Below are 15,976 nucleotides of genomic sequence, written 5' to 3' on the forward strand. Positions count from 1 at the left end.
TTATTGTCCTTCGATCCGTTCCACGTAAACTTTTACCTCGCCGCCACAGGCGAGCCCTACATCCCAGGCCTGCTCGTCGCTGACCCCGAAATCCAGCGTGCGGGGCTTGCCGTCCTGAATGGACTGCATGGCCTCGCGCACCACGGCGCCCTCGATGCAGCCGCCGGAAACCGAGCCGATCATGGCCCCGCTATCGTCTATGGCGAGCTGACTGCCCACCGGACGCGGAGAGCTGCCCCAGGTTTTAATGACCGTTGCGACCGCGATACGGCGCCCGTCGCGCCGCCATTCAGCGATCCGTCCAAGAATATCGTCCTGTTGTGTAGGATCGTATTTATCCATAGCCGGTCTCCTTCCCATCAAGGACCTGTCCCAGGTCCATTCGCGGGAGAGGGGCTCCCTACGCCACCTCCGCCGCTTCGATCTCGGCCAGTTTTCCGAGCCAGCCTGTCATGCCGCTTCGTCTTATCCCGGCGGGTTTGCCCAACAGCTCTGCGAGATCCTCAAGGCTGTCGAGCGAATGTACCGGCCGGAATTCGTCCACATGCGGCAACAAGGCCCGGACCCCCATAGATTTGGGGGCGAAGCCATCATACCGCAACAGCGGGTTCAGCCAGATCAGCCTGCGACAGGACTTATGCAGTCGTTCCATTTCGGCACCAAGGCCTTTGCCGGCTTCCCGGTCGAGCCCGTCGGTGATGAGCAGAACGACCGCTCCCTGGGTCAGAACCCTGCGGGACCAGTCACGGTTGAAATCCTCTAGGCAGTGGCCGATCCGGGTCCCGCCGGACCAATCCTCCACCGCGCCGGTGATCTTGTCCAGCGCCTCGTCCACGTCCTTGTGGCGCAGATATCGGGTGACATTGGTCAGGCGCGTGCCAAACAGGAATGTGTGCACCCGGTCCCGGTCGTTGGTCACGGCATGCATGAAATGCAGCAGCATGCGCGAATAGCGTGTCATCGAGCCCGAGATATCGCACAGCACGACCAGCGGTGGCGGACGCATCCGGCGCTTCTTCAGCTGCAGCGGAATGATATCGCCGCCGGAACGCAATGCCTGGCGCAAGGTTCCGCGGAGATCGACCTTGTTGCCGTATCGGCTGGGGGAGAAGCGGCGGGTCGGAATGTCCGCCAGCGGCAGGCGCATTGTCTCGATGGCCTTCTTCGCGGCGCGGATTTCCTCCGTGCTCATCTTCTCGAAGTCCATCGTTTGCAGCAGTTCCTGCTCGGAATAGGTCATCACCGCGTCGAGCTGGATTTCCTGTTCGCTGTCCTCTTCCGGCGCACTGCTCTCCGTGCCGGATTCCTGCTGTTGGCTCAGTGCCTCGGCGACCCGGCGACTGATCTTCTCCGCCTCGTCCTCGCTGCCGTCGCTTGCCAGTTTCATTTCCGGCAGAACCATCTGCATCATCTTCTCGAGGATGCGCGGGTTGCGCCAGAAGATGTGAAAGGCCTGATCGAAGATTTCGCGCTGGTCCCGCCGATTCACGAAGACCGCGTGCAGAGCCCAGTAGAACACCGTCCGATCGGTGATGCCGACGGTGCGCACGGCCTCGATGGCGTCGAGCACCTTGCCGGGTCCGACCGGCAGCCCCGCCGCGCGCAGCACGCGGGCAAAGAACAGGATATTGTCGACCAGCTTGCCGCCGCCGCCTTCAGGCGGTTCCGGGAGGGCCGGAAGTTCGCCGGGCGATCCGATTTCGTCGAGCGGCGCCATGACCGTTCTAACCGGCCATCGCCAGTTCGCTCCGCACCTGCGTCAGGATACGGTTGGCCTCGCTGCCCTGGATCTTCTGGATATCGTCCTGATATTTCAGCAGCACGCCGAGCGTGTTGTCGATAGCGGCCGGGTCGAGCGCGAGATAGTCGAGCTGCACCAGCGCATGGGTCCAGTCGATTGTCTCCGCCACGCCAGGCTGTTTGAACAGGTCCATCTTGCGCAGCTCTTGCACGAAGGCGACGACCTGGGCGCTCAAGGCTTCCGGGGCACCCGGCGCTTTCTTGCGCAGGATTTCCAGCTCGCGCTCGGCGTTCGGGTAATCGACCCAGTAATAGAAACAGCGCCGCTTCAGGGCGTCGTGGATTTCTCGGGTCCGGTTCGAGGTGATGATGACGATTGGCGGCTCTTCCGCGGTGAAGGCGCCGATTTCCGGAATGGTCACCTGATAGTCGGAGAGCACTTCCAGCAGGAAGGCCTCGAAAGGTTCATCCGTTCGGTCCAACTCGTCGATCAGCAGAATGGGGGCGCCGCCTTCGGTTTTCTCCAGCGCCTGCAGGATCGGGCGCTTGATCAGGAATTCGTCCGAGAACAGATCGGCCGCCAATGCCTTTCGGTCGGTACCGCCTTCGGCCTCGGCCATGCGGATTTCCAGCATCTGCCGGGAATAGTTCCACTCATAGACAGCCGAGGACACATCGAGACCCTCGTAGCATTGCAGCCGGATCAGCTTCCGTCCCAGCGTCTCCGACAGGACTTTCGCGATCTCCGTTTTGCCGACGCCGGCCTCGCCCTCCAGGAAAAGCGGCCGCTTCAGTTGCAGCGCCAGATGCAACGCGGTGGCGAGCGGCGTGTCGGCGACATACTGGCCCTTGGCAAGCAGGGAAAGTGTGTCAGCCACGGAGGCAGGAAGCGAAGCGGTCATGAACAGGTCCGGATCATTGCTCGGTGATGTCTTTCAGATAACACGCGGCAGGGGGTGATTAAAGGGCAGGGCGCCTCGGGGAGAGCACCAATTCTGTGCTCTCCGGGAATGGATACCCGGTCAATGCTCCTGTTTCACGGCGCCGGCCGCGATCAAAGCTTCGATTCCCTCGGCCTCTATACCAGCCTCGCTCAGGATTTCTGCACTGTGCTCGCCAAGACGCGGGGCACCGAGACGGTAGCTTGCGGGCGTATCCTCGAACCGGATCGGCTGGCCGACCATGCGGATCGGCCCTTCGCTCGGATGCTCGAACAGGGGCCAGAAGCCGATCTCGTCCAGATGCGGGTCTTGCAGCAGGGCTTCGGTTCCGAGCACGGGCATGGCCGGGACGTCGATCTCGCTGAACAGGGCAAGCCATTCGGCCGAGCTGCGGGTTGGCGTGGTCTCCGCGACGATTTCATAGAGCCTGCCGATATTGCGGGATCGTTCGGCTGGGTCGGTAACCCAGCTCTCTGAAGAAATGTCGCTGCGTCCGATGGCTTCGAGATAGGTGGTCCAGTGCCGGGTCGTGTATGGCAGCAGGGCGACATGGCCGTCGCTGGATCGATACGGCTTGCGGTGCGGGGCGAGCACCCTTTCATAGCCGGTCGTGCCGCGTGGCGGCTCGAAGCTCGCGCCTTGCAGATGCTCGACATGCATGAAGGCGACAAGGCTCTCGAACATCGGCACCTCGACAAACTGGCCCTTGCCTGTCCGCCCTCGGGCCACCAGCGCCATGGTGATGGCGGAGAGGCACATCAGGCCGGTGACCTTGTCCGCCAGCACGGTGCGGCTGTAGGCCGGGGCGCCGTCCGCCCGCTCATGCAACGCGGCAAGGCCGCAGGCGGCCTGGATAATGTCGTCATAGGCGGGGCGGCCGGCATAGGGGCCGTTCTCGCTGAAGCCGTAGGCGCCGCAATAGATCAGCCCCGGATTGAGTGATTTCAGATCCTCGTATGAGAGGCCGAGACGGCGCATGGCGCCGGGTCTGATCGAGCAGACCAGCACATCCGCTTCCGGCACCAGTTTGAGGAATGCGTCCCGCGCGGCGGCATTCTTCAGATCGATGCTGAGCGACCGCTTGTTGCGGTTCACGTTCATGAAGACCGCACCCATACCGGGCGTCCTGAATGGCGTCACATTGCGGGTGACATCGCCATCGAGAGACTCGACCTTGATGACATCGGCGCCCATGTCGCCCATGATCTGCGTCGCATAAGGTCCAAGCAGGACCGATGTCAGATCGAGCACCCTGAGCCCCGCAAGGGGCCCGGCGGCAAGTTCACCAGCCATTTTGATCAATTTTCCCGAGAAGAACCGTGACAGACGCACCGATCATAGAGACCGGATACGAAAACCTGAACCCTGTCGAGGAGGCCATCTCGCAGCGCCGCTCCGTCCGGGCCTTTCTGCCCGACCCGGTATCCGAGGAAACCATTGCCCGCATCCTCTACCTCGCCGGCCGGGCGCCGAGCGGAACCAACATGCAGCCCTGGAAGGTCGAGGTCGTGACAGGCGGCGCTCGTGACGCGCTGTGCACCGATCTGGTGAAAGCACACCATGAGGGCGGGCATAGCGGCGAGTATCAGTATTACCCGAAAGAATTCTTCGAGCCCTTCAAGGGGCGCCGCCGCGCGGTCGGCTGGGCGCTTTATGGGTTGCTGGATATCAAGAAAGGGGATTTCGAGAAGACCAAGGCGCAGCACGCCCGGAATTTCACCTTCTTCGATGCGCCTGTCGGCCTGATCTTCACCATCAATCGGGGGCTGGAAATAGGCAGCTGGCTCGATTTCGGCATGTTCATGCAGAACGTCATGGTGCTGGCCCGCAGCCATGGGCTGGAGACCTGCCCGCAGGCCGCTTTCGCCACCTTTCACAAGGTGATCCGGAACCATGTTCCGATTGGCGAAGAGGACGTGGTTGTTGCCGGTATGGCTCTCGGCAAGGCGGATTGGTCGCAACCGGAGAATACACTTATTACGGAACGTGTACCTCTTGAGGATTACGTCCGCTTTCATCGCGGCTAAACTCATTTCAATTGAAACGATAAAGACAAAAATGATCCGGAGGAACGTTCATGGATTTCCAGCTGACCGACGAGCAGCGCGAATTGCAGGAGACAGCGCGCAGCTTTGCGACGCAGGAAATGACGGAAGTCGCCCGCGAGCTTGAGGAAAAGGACGAAGCGCCGTCCCGGGAGCATATCAAGCGCTATGCGGAGATGGGCTTCCTCGGGATCAATGTAGCGGAAGAATATGGCGGGCTCGGCCTCGGCAATCTGGAAGCGCTGATCGTTCTGGAGGAGTTCGCCAAGGTTTCTCCGGCCGTTGCCTTTCCGATCTTCGAATCCTCCGTCGGACCCTGCCGTGCGGTCGAGCATTTTGCCTCCTCGGAATTGGCAAAGCAGGTCTTGCCCAAGGTTTGCGCCGGTGAGCTGACCGTCGCCGTCGCCATGTCGGAGCCGGATGCGGGATCGGCGCTGACCGACCTGAAGACACGGGTGAAGGAAGAGGGCGGCAAGCTGATCCTGAACGGTCAGAAACGCTGGTGCTCCGGTGGCGGGCATGCGGAGGCTTATGTGGCCTATTGCAAGATGTCCGATGCGCCCGGCGCCAAGGGGATTGGCGCCGTCTATGTCGAAAAGGGAATGCAGGGTGTCAGCTTCGGGGAGCGGGAACGCCTGATGGGCTTCCGCGGAATCCCGAGCGCGGACATCTTCTTCGACAATGTCGAGATCCCGAAACAGAACGTCATTGTTCCGGCGGGTGGCTTCCGACAGCTCATGGAAGCCTTCGATCTCGAGCGCTGCGGCAACGCCACCATGTGCCTTGGCATCGCGTCGGCCGCCTTCGAAACCGCGCTGTCCTATACTCAGGAGCGCAAGGCCTTCGGCAAGGAGCTGGTGGAATTCCAGGCGGTGCAGATGAAGCTGGCCGAGATGGCCATGCGGGTGGAGGCGTCACGCCTGCTGATCTACCGTGCTGCCAAGAACGCCGAGGACGGCCTGCCGTCCGTGCTGGATTCAAGCCTCGCCAAATGTTTCGCCAACGAGATCGTCCGCGATGTTGCTGGCTCGGCCCTGCAGGTCATGGGAGCTTACGGCTATTCCAAGTCCTACGGCATGGAACAGCGTCTGCGCGACGGCTGGGGCTGGGGTATCGCCGGCGGCGCCATCGATATCCAGAAGGTGAACATCGCAGCTGCTCTGGTCGGTCGACGGTTTAACCAGCGGGCCTGAGTGCCTGATATAAATCAATTGCTACTGTTTCTACGGCTGATAGCCTTGTAGCTAAATCATTTCGTTCAGTATTGGCATTATGCCTCGTCTGCTGAAGAGTAGAAATGGTCAGGTGAGGAGAGCATTGCAGTGAAGATCAGTACGCAAAAAGATTTCGAACAAACACTGACGCACGCCGTTTCGTCTCTTCACCCGATAATAGCGATCCGCTCTTTTGAAGAAAATCGCGTGATCGACAGTATTGAACGGGTCGCCATTAAAGAAAAATGCGATGTCATTTTCTGGTCTTGTACCCGTGGAATTCACATGGAACGGATCGGGACAATTCTGAATCGGCCCGAGAAAACGCCCCCATTCCTGCCGAAAACCGGTCAAAACGCGGACGTGATGACGGCGATCGAGGTGCTTGAACGGAAGCTCGACCATGAGCGGGAGAAAAAAGGATCCGAACGCCGTAAGACGTTTCTCGTTCTGCTCGACGCCTCGCCCTACCTGATTGAACGCCAGAATAATCCGGCTCACAGAAGACGGCTCCGCGACTTCGCTCTGCAAAGCCGGCTTTCTGCGAAGAACGGAGTCATCCTGCTTGTTTCGGCCGACGGTGAACTAAGCCAGGAACTTGAAAAAGAAATCCTGCACCTGGAATTCCCGCTTCCCACCAAAGAGGAAATCAAGATTTGGGTGGACGATATTCTGGAACGCCTGGAGGCTTCCGCGGCCATCAAGCTCGATGAGGATGTCGACTTTCTCAAGGAAGCGGTTGTGAACGCCGCAAGCGGCCTGACGATGTACGAAATTCGTAACGCGCTTTCCGATGCCCTTGTCGATGACAGAAAGCTGTCGAGAGAAGATGTCCAAGGGATCTATCGGCTCAAGCAGGATGTCGTGAAAAAGAGCGGGATTCTTGAATACGTCGATACCACGGACTGGTCGATGAACGATGTCGGTGGGCTCGATAACCTGAAGGAGTGGCTGCGAAAGCGCGCTCTTGCCTCAAGCGAGAAGGGGCATGCCTTCGGAATTTCTGCTCCGAAAGGAGTTTTGCTGACCGGAGTGCCCGGTTGCGGCAAATCGCTCGCGGCGAAATGCACGTCAACGTCCTGGGGCATTCCGCTGATCAAGCTCGATATGGGACGCGTCTATGCATCCCTCGTAGGGGCCTCAGAGCAGCATATCCGGCATGCGATCTCGATCTGCGAGGCGGTCGCGCCCTGCGTCCTCTGGATTGACGAGATCGAGAAGGGGTTGCCGCGCAATCGCGGGCATGTGGGGGACAGCGGTGTGTCCCTGCGAGTCCTGGCCACCTTCCTCACCTGGCTGCAGGAGAAGACCGCTCCGGTATTTGTCATCGCGACTGCGAACGAGACCGTTCTGCTGCCGCCCGAAATCCTCCGCAAAGGGCGGTTTGATGAGGTGTTCTTCATCGATCTCCCCAACGATGAAGAACGTACGGAAATCTTCAAGATCCACATGGCCCGGATGGGGCACGACCCGGACGAATACGATCTTGAGAGACTGACTGCGTTGACAGGGCGGGACGAATCTTCCGGTGAAGGCGGGTTCAGCGGTGCTGAAATCGAAGCTGTTGTGCGAGAAGCGCTGATCGCGGCGTTTTCCGAAGCGGATGAGTTGGGCAAGGAGCCGCGCCTCGAGCAAAAGCACCTCGAAATGTCGGTGCTGGCAACAAGGCCGCTGTCGATTACGAGAGCCGAAGAGATCACCGAGCTTCGGCGCTGGTCGGACCAGCGCGCTGTTCCCGCAACCGGCTCTCTCGTCGAGCCTCCGTTACCTTTCCCTTTCGAGGAGAAACTGATGGATATTCTTCAGGCAGGTCGTCAGGAAAAGCCCAACCCTGCCAAGACTCAGGCGAAATCCCGGAAGTAGGCGATCGTTTTCTCAAGACCGTCGCGAAGCCCGACTTTCGGCTCCCATTCGAGCAGGTCCTTGGCCTTGGCTATGTCCGGCTGGCGCTGCATTGGGTCGTCCTGAGGGAGCGGATGGTAGGAAATCCCGTTCTTTCCCCCGACCAGCTCCGTAACGGTCTCGGCCAGTTCCTTCACCGTCATTTCGGTCGGATTACCGAGATTGATCGGGCCGGTAACGCTGTCTTTGCTGTCCATTAGGCTGATCAGGCCATCGACCAGATCGTCGACAAAGCAGAAGGACCGGGTCTGGCTGCCGTCGCCATAGAGCGTCAGATCCTCGCCGCGCAGGGCGGAGAGGACGAAGTTGGAGACCACACGCCCGTCATTCGGGTGCATGCGCGGGCCGTAGGTGTTGAAGATCCGGGCCACCTTGATGCGTAGCTTGTGCTGTCGCAGATAGTCGAAGAACAGGGTCTCGGCGCAGCGCTTCCCTTCGTCATAGCAGGCCCGGATCCCGGTGGTGTTTACGTTGCCCCAGTATTCCTCGGTCTGCGGATGCACGGTGGGATCGCCATAGACTTCGGATGTCGAGGCCTGCAGCACCTTGGCTTTTACCCGTTTGGCCAGCCCCAGCACGTTGATGGCGCCGATCACGCTGGTCTTGGTGGTCTGTACGGGGTCGCGCTGGTAGTGGATCGGCGAGGCCGGGCAGGCGAGGTTGTAGATCTCGTCCACCTCGACATAGAGCGGGAAGGTGATGTCGTGCCGCATCAGCTCGAAACTCGCATGATCGAGCAGATGGGCCACGTTATGCCGCATGCCTGTGTAGAAATTGTCGACACAGAGAACGTCGTCGCCGCGCTCCAGCAGTCGTTCGCAGAGGTGAGAGCCGACGAAGCCGGCGCCCCCGGTCACTAGAACGCGCTTCGGGACTGTTTTCATGGGTCGACCGCCGAACTGTCACGTAAAAAGCAAATCTCCTCAATCTGCATACCGCATCCACGCGCGGGTGCAAATGGGGCAGGCATCGAGCGCTGTTCAGGCGCCTGTTTGAGTGCCGTGGGAGCGTTTCGCCGTAAGTCCTTGAATCGGCGCGAATCGTCCAGATCATTCCGAATCAACTTGTACAGTAACCACAAGAAAGAGTAGGGTTCCCTTGCGTCGGCACAACATATTGCGTCTTTTCGATGCAGTGCACGCCCGGTTGAGCCGGGAGCAGCCGACAGTGGAAGTTATACTTGGAGGGCACAATGGCTGATAGCGCAGTCAGCGCATGGACCGAGGATCGTCTGAGCCAGCTTACCCAGCTTTGGGCGGACGGATTGTCGATCACGCAGATCGGAAATGAGCTCGGGGTTTCGCGGAATGCCGTGGTGGGCAAAGTCCACCGCATGGGGTTGCCGAAGCGGCAGTCGCCGATTGTCCGCTCCGACAAGCCGGTCGAGCCGAAGAAGCGGAAAGTATCGCCGCTCGCGGCGCAGGAATGGGACCGGAACAAATGTTCCTGGCCCATTGGCGACCCGAAGTCTCCTGACTTCAAATTCTGCGGTGACGGTGTGTCGCCCGGACGGCCGTACTGCTCCACGCATTGCGCGGTGGCATACACCAACATGCGGGATACCAAGGCAGCCTGATCGCCTGGTTTTCGGCTTATGATTTGTTAGGGGGTGCTGCAGAATGCTGTGGCGCCCCTTAATTTTTGTTCGGCTTCGGCTACGATCCGGGGCACCAGTTCAGCGGCGGACGGGACATCCCGGATAATGCCGGATGCCTCGCCGGCAACGACCGGAGCAATCTCCATATTGGCTACCGCTGCGGCTTCCTCGAATTCCGCGATAGCGGATTCCGGCAAATCCTTGCCTTCCCAGCGTTCCGCGAAGCTGTTGCGGAACGTGCGAAGTGCGTAGGGCGCGGGCCAATCGAATCCGCGTGCTTTGTCGAAGGTGCTGCCTTTCACAGTGACATCGCCACTTTCGGCGGCAACAGCCTGTTTGGCCGCCTCAGGTGCCATGGACTCGGTGGTCGCGACAAAGCGGGTTCCGAGAAGGACGCCGCTTGCACCAAGCATCAGTGCAGCTGCCAATCCGCGTCCATCTGCTATGCCGCCAGCGGCAACGACGGGTATATCGGCCAATGCATCGACGACTTCCGCGACAAGGGAGAACGTGCCGCGATTGGCGCCATGGCCGCCAGCTTCGCCGCCCTGGGCAATGACGATATCGGCGCCGGCATCTGCTGCCCGTTTTGCCTGTTCCAGGCTTTGAACCTGGGCGATGAGGGCTGCTCCAGCCGCTTTGATCTTGCCGGCGAAAGGCTTCTCGTCGCCGAAGGAAAGCATTATGGCAGCCGGTTGGCGTTCGAGCGCGCGATCGAGAACCTCGGGAAACTGTTCGAGGCGCCAGGTGATAAAGCCGATACCGATTCTGGCATTGCCCGCAGCGGCGAACTCTGTGTCGATCCAGTCAGGATCGCAATAACCACCGCCGATGAGACCGAGGCCGCCTGCCTGCGATACCGCGGCTGCCAGCTTTCCGCCGGAAACCCGTGCCATCGGAGCGCAGAGCACGGGATGTTCGATGCCGAGCCGGTCCGTCAGTGCCGTGGTTATTGCCAAATCACCCTCCCCATTTATGTTTAGCAAAACCTAGTCGTCTCACCGGCCCGCCGCAATCCTCCCTCCCGCCTGGCGCGCGTGCCCGTACCCTGGAGATATCATGCGCCTCAAGGACAGAACCGCGCTCATTACCGGCGCCGCCTCGGGCATCGGAAAGGCCATCGCGCTCCGGTTTGCCGAAGAGGGCGCGCGGATCGTGATTGCAGATCGAACGGACGAGCCACGCGAAGGTGGTGAGAAGACGCTGGACCAGATCAAGGCAATGGATGGAGAGGCAGTGTTCACGAAGATGGACGTGGCGGATTGGGCCTCTGTTGACGCGGCTGTCTCTCTTGCGGTCGAGAAGTACGGTGCGCTCGATATCATTGTGAACAATGCCGCCATCGGGGTCAGCAAGACGATCCTGGAGACGACGGAAGAAGACTGGGAAAAGGTCATGGGCGTGAATGCCCGGGGTGTTTTCTTCGGCTGCAAGCGAGCCATTCAGCAGATGCTGACCCAGCCGGAACGGGACGGGGTGCGCGGGCGGATCGTCAATATCTCCTCGCAGCATGGCATGGTTCGCTCACCCAACGATTTCGCATACGGGACTGGCAAGGCTGCCGTGGTCTACATGACCCGGCAGATCGCTGGCGACTACGCGGCGGACGGGATCGTCTGCAACGCCGTGGCACCGGGCAAGATTCTGACGGGGAAGAGCGGCCCGGCCACCGATCCGGCGATTCTGGCCTACTCGCATGCGCGCACACCCTGGCCGCGACTAGGCCTACCCCGCGACGTCGCTAATGCGGTTCTGTTTCTTGCCAGCGATGAAGCCACCTACATTACAGGCGAGAACCTGATGGTGGACGGCGGCTGGATGGCCAATTGATCCTCTTCAATAACAGAACACAGCGAATACGGAGCTGAAATGGAACGCGTTGACAACGCCCCCCGAGCGAAAGTGAAGAACCTGGCGGACTACACACCGCCGACTTTCCTCATCGATACGGTCGACCTCGATTTCGATCTCCGTGACGGAGAGACAATCGTCACTGCCGTTCTGAAGGGGAGGCGCAACCCGGGCGGGGGCTCGGCCGGTACTCTGGAGCTGGACGGGCAGGATCTCCGGCTGGTTTCCCTGACCCTTAACGGAGTTTCTGTCGGTGCGGACGGCTACGAGATTGCCGGAGACCGCCTTTCGCTGAAAGCAGTCCCCGACGCTTTCACGCTCGAGGTGGTGACGGCGATTGTGCCGGAGAAAAATACGGCGCTTGAGGGGCTCTACATGTCCGAAGGCATGTACTGCACTCAATGCGAGGCGGAAGGCTTCCGGCGGATTACCTATTTCCCAGACCGGCCCGACGTGATGGCGGTCTATACGACGCGGCTTGAAGCGGACGCGGCACGGTTTCCTGTCCTGCTCTCCAACGGAAACCTGACCGAGACCGGCGATGCAGGCGAGGGGCGCCATTTCGCAGTCTGGCATGATCCGTTTCCGAAGCCGTCCTATCTGTTCGCTGCTGTTGCCGGGGATCTTGCCTGTATCTCCGACAGCTTCCGTACGACCTCCGGCCGGGACGTGGCGCTGCGGATCTATGTCGAGCACGGTAACGAGCACCTCTGCGCCCACACCATGGATAGCCTGAAGCGCTCCATGCGCTGGGACGAGGACGTGTTCGGTCTGGAATACGATCTCGACCTCTTCATGATCGTCGCCGTGGGTCATTTCAACATGGGGGCAATGGAGAACAAGGGGCTCAACATCTTCAACAGCAAGTTCGTGCTCGCCGATCCCGAAACCGCGACGGACGGCGACTATGAGCGGCTGGAGGGAATTGTTGCCCACGAATACTTCCACAACTGGACCGGCAACAGGGTGACCTGCCGGGACTGGTTCCAGCTCAGCCTTAAGGAAGGCCTGACGGTGTTCCGGGACCAGGAGTTCACCTCCGATATGCACTCCCGCGGGGTGAAGCGTGTTGCCGATGCGCGTCTGTTGCGTGCGGCTCAATTCCCGGAAGATTCCGGCCCGACCGCCCACCCGATCCGTCCCGAAAGCTATGTCGAAATCAACAATTTCTACACGGTGACGATCTACGAGAAAGGCGCTGAGGTTATCCGCATGATCTACAATCTGCTGGGCGCCGAGAGCTTCCGGCAGGGGATGGATCTCTATTTCGAACGGCATGACGGCCAGGCGGTCCGTTGCGAGGATTTCGTCGCCGCCATGGAAGACGCGAGCGGTGTCGACCTCGGCCAGTTCAGGCTCTGGTACAGTCAGTCGGGTACGCCGGAGCTTGAAGTCTCGCTGAGCCACGATGCGTCCGCGAAGACCGCGACGCTCAAGGTCCGCCAAATATTGCCGCCGACACCGGGGCAGCGCGACAAGAAACCGATGCTGATCCCGCTCTCGATGGCGCTGCTCGATCCCGCGGGCAGGGAGATGCCGTTGCAGCTCCGTGGTGAGAACGCGGAGACGGCACCGGCAAGCAGGGTCCTTTCTGTGATCGAACAGGAACAGGAGTTCGTGTTCGAGAATGTCGAGACACCTCCGATTCCCTCCTTGCTGCGCGGTTTCTCGGCGCCGGTAAAATTACATAGCGGGCTCAGCGGAGACGAGGAGCGCTTTCTCTTTCAGCATGACAGCGACCCCTTTGCCCGCTGGGACGCGGGACAGAGCTATCTGACCCGGATGTTGCTCAGTGCGGCCATGGATGGGCGGGAAACCGTTCTTGAGGCGACATTCCACGATGCTGTCGCGGAGATCCTGCGTGATCCTTCACTAGAGCCGGCCTTCGCGGCCGAGCTTCTGACGCTGCCCGGTGAGTCCGTGCTCGCCGAGTCCATGCGTCCGGCCGATCCGGACGCCATCCACCGTGTCCGCCGTGCGGCACGGAAGGAAATCGGCTTGAAGCACGCAGACGCCTTACAGGCACTCTATGAGCGTCTGGCCAAGGCTTATGCCGCTGACGACATGTCGACGGCGGCGATGGGCTCACGCGCGCTCAAGGCGCTTGTGCTCGGCTATCTGGTTGCTGGCGGGGAGGCGGATGCACGTGCTCTTGCCGCTCGGCAGGCATCGGAAGCCGTGAGCATGACGGAATCCATGGCTGCCCTGCAGGCGCTGAACGGCACAGATTGTCCGGAGCGAACAGCGGCTCTTGCCGCATTCCACGACCGTTGGGAGAACGCACCGCTTGTGCTCGATAAGTGGTTCTCCCTGCGGGCCATGAGCAGCCTGCCCGGTACCCTGTCTGAGGTCGAGGCGCTGTTGCAGCATCCGAAGTTCGATTTCGGCACACCGAACCGGGTGCGGGCGCTCATTGGGGCATTCGTGAGCGGGAACCCGGTGCAGTTCCATGCGGCAGACGGCAGTGGCTACAGCTTCCTCGCGGATCAGATCATCAAGCTTGACGGTCTTAATCCGCAGATTGCTGCGCGGCTTGTGGCCCCCCTGACGCGCTGGAAGAAATACGATGAAGCCCGTCAGCGGATGATGCGGGAATGTCTTGAACGGATACTGAGGCAACCCGGCTTGTCGCCGGATGTCACCGAACTGGTAACCAAGGGACTGGGATAATGGGAAAGCATGTGACGAAACCAATTGTCGTCATTAATCCGAACAGCACGGAAGCCGTTACCGAGGCGATGAGCGCGGCGCTCGACCCGCTGCGCCTGCCGGGCGGGCCGGAGATTGAATGCCTGACCAATGCGGACGGCCCGCCGGGTATCGAAAGCCAGGCGGATGTCGATCTTGCCGCGGTGCAGACAAGAGAGATCGTGGCGCGGCGCGCAAACAGTGCATCGGCTTTCGTCATCGCCTGCTATTCGGATCCTGGCATCCATGCCTGCCGGGAGGCGACGGACAAGCCGGTCTATGGCATCGCCGAGTCAGGCGTGCTGTGTGCCATGAGCACGGTGGAGCGCTTCGGCGTTGTCGCGATTCTCGATAAATCCATTCCGCGGCATCTGCGCTATATCCGAACGCTCGGCTTCGAATCCAGGCTCGCCGGTGAGCGCGCCCTGGGACTGGGGGTGGTTGAGCTTTCGAACGAAAGCGTCACCTACGGGAGACTTTTGGAAACCGGCAAAAAATTGCGGGATAGTGACGGAGCCCAGGCGGTTGTCCTCGGTTGTGCCGGTATGGCGCGCTACCGGAGCTCGCTGGAAGACGATCTTGGTCTTCCGGTTATCGACCCCACTCAAGCGGCGGTTAGCAATGCGTTAACCATTTCGCTGCTAAAATCCCCATGAAATCAATACAATTCAATGTAAATTAGAGTGCTATTGTAACTTTTAGTGCTTGAAAAGGTCAGAAAAGAACCGCTCAATAACCTTTGATGTAGTTGTTGCGGGCTTGGGGCGGGAAATTTTCTCGATGGATGAAGCGACACTTAAAGAAGTCATAGTGCTCCATCGAGGATTCCTCGACGGCGTGCCCGGATGCAAGCGTGCCGATTTAAGAAACGCAAGTCTCAAGGGACTGCGCGAGCCCAATGCAAAGTTACATAACGCGCTTCTGTCCGGCGCAGACCTGACCGGTGCCGCCTTTGTCCGTGGCGACTTTTCCGGTGCTGATATGTTCGGTGCGGTCATGCGTCGGGCGAATCTTGCAGGGTGTAACTTCTTCCGGGCGGACCTTCGCGGTTCCAAATTTACCGGCGCGCGCCTTGGCGGCGCTGATTTCCGGGAAGCCGACATGCGGCCGGGTGAAATTCGCAATGCGGGAATGCAGCGGACCCAGAGCGTCGACATGTCGGATGCCGTGCTTGATAAATCAAACTTCTCACGCGCCAACATGACCGAAAGCAATCTTGAAGGAGCATCGCTCCGCAACAGCAATCTTTCGGAAGCCGAGCTCGTAGCTGTCAACTTCTCCGGCGCCGATCTTGAAGGGGCAAACCTGGAATTGGCGCGGATGAAAAACGCGGTGATGGCAGGGACAAATCTCAAAGGGGCAAGCCTGCGCGGAGCCGATCTTGAAGGAGCGGTACTGCGGAACGTAGACGTATCCGTCTGCGATATGAAAGGCGCGCGCCTCGATAATTGCCGCGTGTTCCTGGGCATCAGGGACCTCAAGGAGGACCTCAAGGTCAAGGTCCAGCGCCATATGAAGTGGCTGGCAACTGACGGCAAGGAGGGAGAGCAGGCTGATTTCTCCGGCGCCGACCTGTCAGGGATTGATTTTCAGTATGCCGATCTGAGCGTAGCCAAATTCACGGGAGCCAATCTCGAGAAGTGCAATCTCGGAAAATCGTTCCTGACGATGGCTGATTTCACGGGAACGAACCTCTCTGGAGCCAATTTCAGAAGCGCCGACATGAGGGGCGTCATCCTGATGAATGCGGATCTGGGCTCTGTCAATCTGGCCGACGCGGACCTGAGCTTTGTGAACATTCTAAGCACTCGCGGCGACCGCCGCGTGGTCCGTTTCCCGTCAACCCTGACGGGCGCCAATCTGGACAAGGCAATTTGTACGAACACGAATTTCAGCGGTGCGCGGCTCGACGGTGTGTCGTTCGAAACTGCGGCAACGGACGGTGCGATTTTCGGCGCCGGAGAATCTGACGAAATGGAAGCGTCTGAAAACGCTTGA

The 15,976-nt window shown here is 60.1% G+C and carries 14 protein-coding genes; 8 read left to right on the forward strand and 6 right to left on the reverse strand.

Annotated elements, in window-relative coordinates; all coding sequences use genetic code 11:
- From IG629_RS03020 to IG629_RS03035, 4 genes are all read right to left on the reverse strand, one after another.
- Positions 1-342 (reverse strand): XdhC family protein, encoded by a 342-nt coding sequence (locus IG629_RS03020; RefSeq protein WP_193170500.1) that lies wholly within the window; start codon positions 340-342, stop codon positions 1-3.
- A 58-nt stretch (positions 343-400) separates the two neighbouring features.
- The gene (locus IG629_RS03025; protein WP_193170501.1) at positions 401-1,717 is read right to left on the reverse strand and encodes a vWA domain-containing protein; all 1,317 of its coding nucleotides are present in this window, start codon (positions 1,715-1,717) and stop codon (positions 401-403) included.
- A 7-nt stretch (positions 1,718-1,724) separates the two neighbouring features.
- Positions 1,725-2,642 carry an AAA family ATPase gene (locus tag IG629_RS03030; RefSeq protein ID WP_193170502.1) on the reverse strand — a complete coding sequence of 306 codons (918 nt, stop codon included), beginning with the start codon at positions 2,640-2,642 and terminating at the stop codon, positions 1,725-1,727.
- Positions 2,643-2,762: 120 nt separating this feature from the next.
- On the reverse strand, positions 2,763-3,974 hold the full coding sequence (locus IG629_RS03035; RefSeq protein ID WP_036553113.1) for a CaiB/BaiF CoA transferase family protein: 1,212 nt from the start codon (positions 3,972-3,974) through the stop codon (positions 2,763-2,765).
- Positions 3,975-4,000: 26 nt separating this feature from the next.
- Here IG629_RS03035 and IG629_RS03040 point away from each other — a divergent pair, with 26 nt between their 5' ends.
- The 3 genes from IG629_RS03040 (at position 4,001) to IG629_RS03050 (ending at position 7,803) form a co-directional block, all read left to right on the forward strand.
- Positions 4,001-4,708 (forward strand): nitroreductase, encoded by a 708-nt coding sequence (locus IG629_RS03040; RefSeq protein ID WP_319024997.1) that lies wholly within the window; start codon positions 4,001-4,003, stop codon positions 4,706-4,708.
- Between the two features lie 50 nt (positions 4,709-4,758).
- Positions 4,759-5,919, forward strand: coding sequence for an acyl-CoA dehydrogenase family protein (locus IG629_RS03045; protein WP_193170503.1), 1,161 nt, complete (start codon positions 4,759-4,761; stop codon positions 5,917-5,919).
- Positions 5,920-6,225: 306 nt separating this feature from the next.
- Complete coding sequence (locus IG629_RS03050) at positions 6,226-7,803, forward strand: AAA family ATPase (RefSeq protein ID WP_193170504.1); 1,578 nt, start codon at positions 6,226-6,228, stop codon at positions 7,801-7,803.
- Here the strand turns inward: IG629_RS03050 and IG629_RS03055 are convergent.
- The gene (locus IG629_RS03055) at positions 7,782-8,726 is read right to left on the reverse strand and encodes a UDP-glucuronic acid decarboxylase family protein (RefSeq protein WP_193170505.1); all 945 of its coding nucleotides are present in this window, start codon (positions 8,724-8,726) and stop codon (positions 7,782-7,784) included. The two genes, IG629_RS03050 and IG629_RS03055, sit on opposite strands and share 22 nt — an antisense overlap.
- Positions 8,727-9,034: 308 nt before the next feature.
- Here IG629_RS03055 and IG629_RS03060 point away from each other — a divergent pair, with 308 nt between their 5' ends.
- The gene (locus IG629_RS03060; RefSeq protein WP_193170506.1) at positions 9,035-9,418 is read left to right on the forward strand and encodes a GcrA family cell cycle regulator; all 384 of its coding nucleotides are present in this window, start codon (positions 9,035-9,037) and stop codon (positions 9,416-9,418) included.
- A gap of 26 nt (positions 9,419-9,444) precedes the next feature.
- On the opposite strand, the gene IG629_RS03065 is transcribed toward IG629_RS03060, so the two are convergent.
- Complete coding sequence (locus IG629_RS03065) at positions 9,445-10,398, reverse strand: NAD(P)H-dependent flavin oxidoreductase (RefSeq protein WP_193170507.1); 954 nt, start codon at positions 10,396-10,398, stop codon at positions 9,445-9,447.
- 100 nt (positions 10,399-10,498) lie between these two features.
- Here IG629_RS03065 and IG629_RS03070 point away from each other — a divergent pair, with 100 nt between their 5' ends.
- The 4 genes from IG629_RS03070 (at position 10,499) to IG629_RS03085 (ending at position 15,976) form a co-directional block, all read left to right on the forward strand.
- Positions 10,499-11,269, forward strand: a complete 771-nt coding sequence (locus IG629_RS03070) for an SDR family NAD(P)-dependent oxidoreductase (protein WP_193170508.1) — start codon at positions 10,499-10,501, stop codon at positions 11,267-11,269.
- Between the two features lie 39 nt (positions 11,270-11,308).
- Entirely contained in the window at positions 11,309-13,960 is a 2,652-nt protein-coding gene (gene pepN, locus IG629_RS03075; protein ID WP_193170509.1) for an aminopeptidase N, read from the forward strand.
- Between the two features lie 11 nt (positions 13,961-13,971).
- Positions 13,972-14,634: an aspartate/glutamate racemase family protein gene (locus IG629_RS03080; RefSeq protein ID WP_193170510.1), complete on the forward strand. Its 663-nt coding sequence runs from the start codon at positions 13,972-13,974 to the stop codon at positions 14,632-14,634.
- A 124-nt stretch (positions 14,635-14,758) separates the two neighbouring features.
- Entirely contained in the window at positions 14,759-15,976 is a 1,218-nt protein-coding gene (locus IG629_RS03085) for a pentapeptide repeat-containing protein (RefSeq protein ID WP_193170511.1), read from the forward strand.

Source organism: Nisaea nitritireducens, assembly GCF_014904795.1.
Classification (GTDB): Bacteria; Pseudomonadota; Alphaproteobacteria; order Thalassobaculales; family Thalassobaculaceae; genus Nisaea; species Nisaea nitritireducens.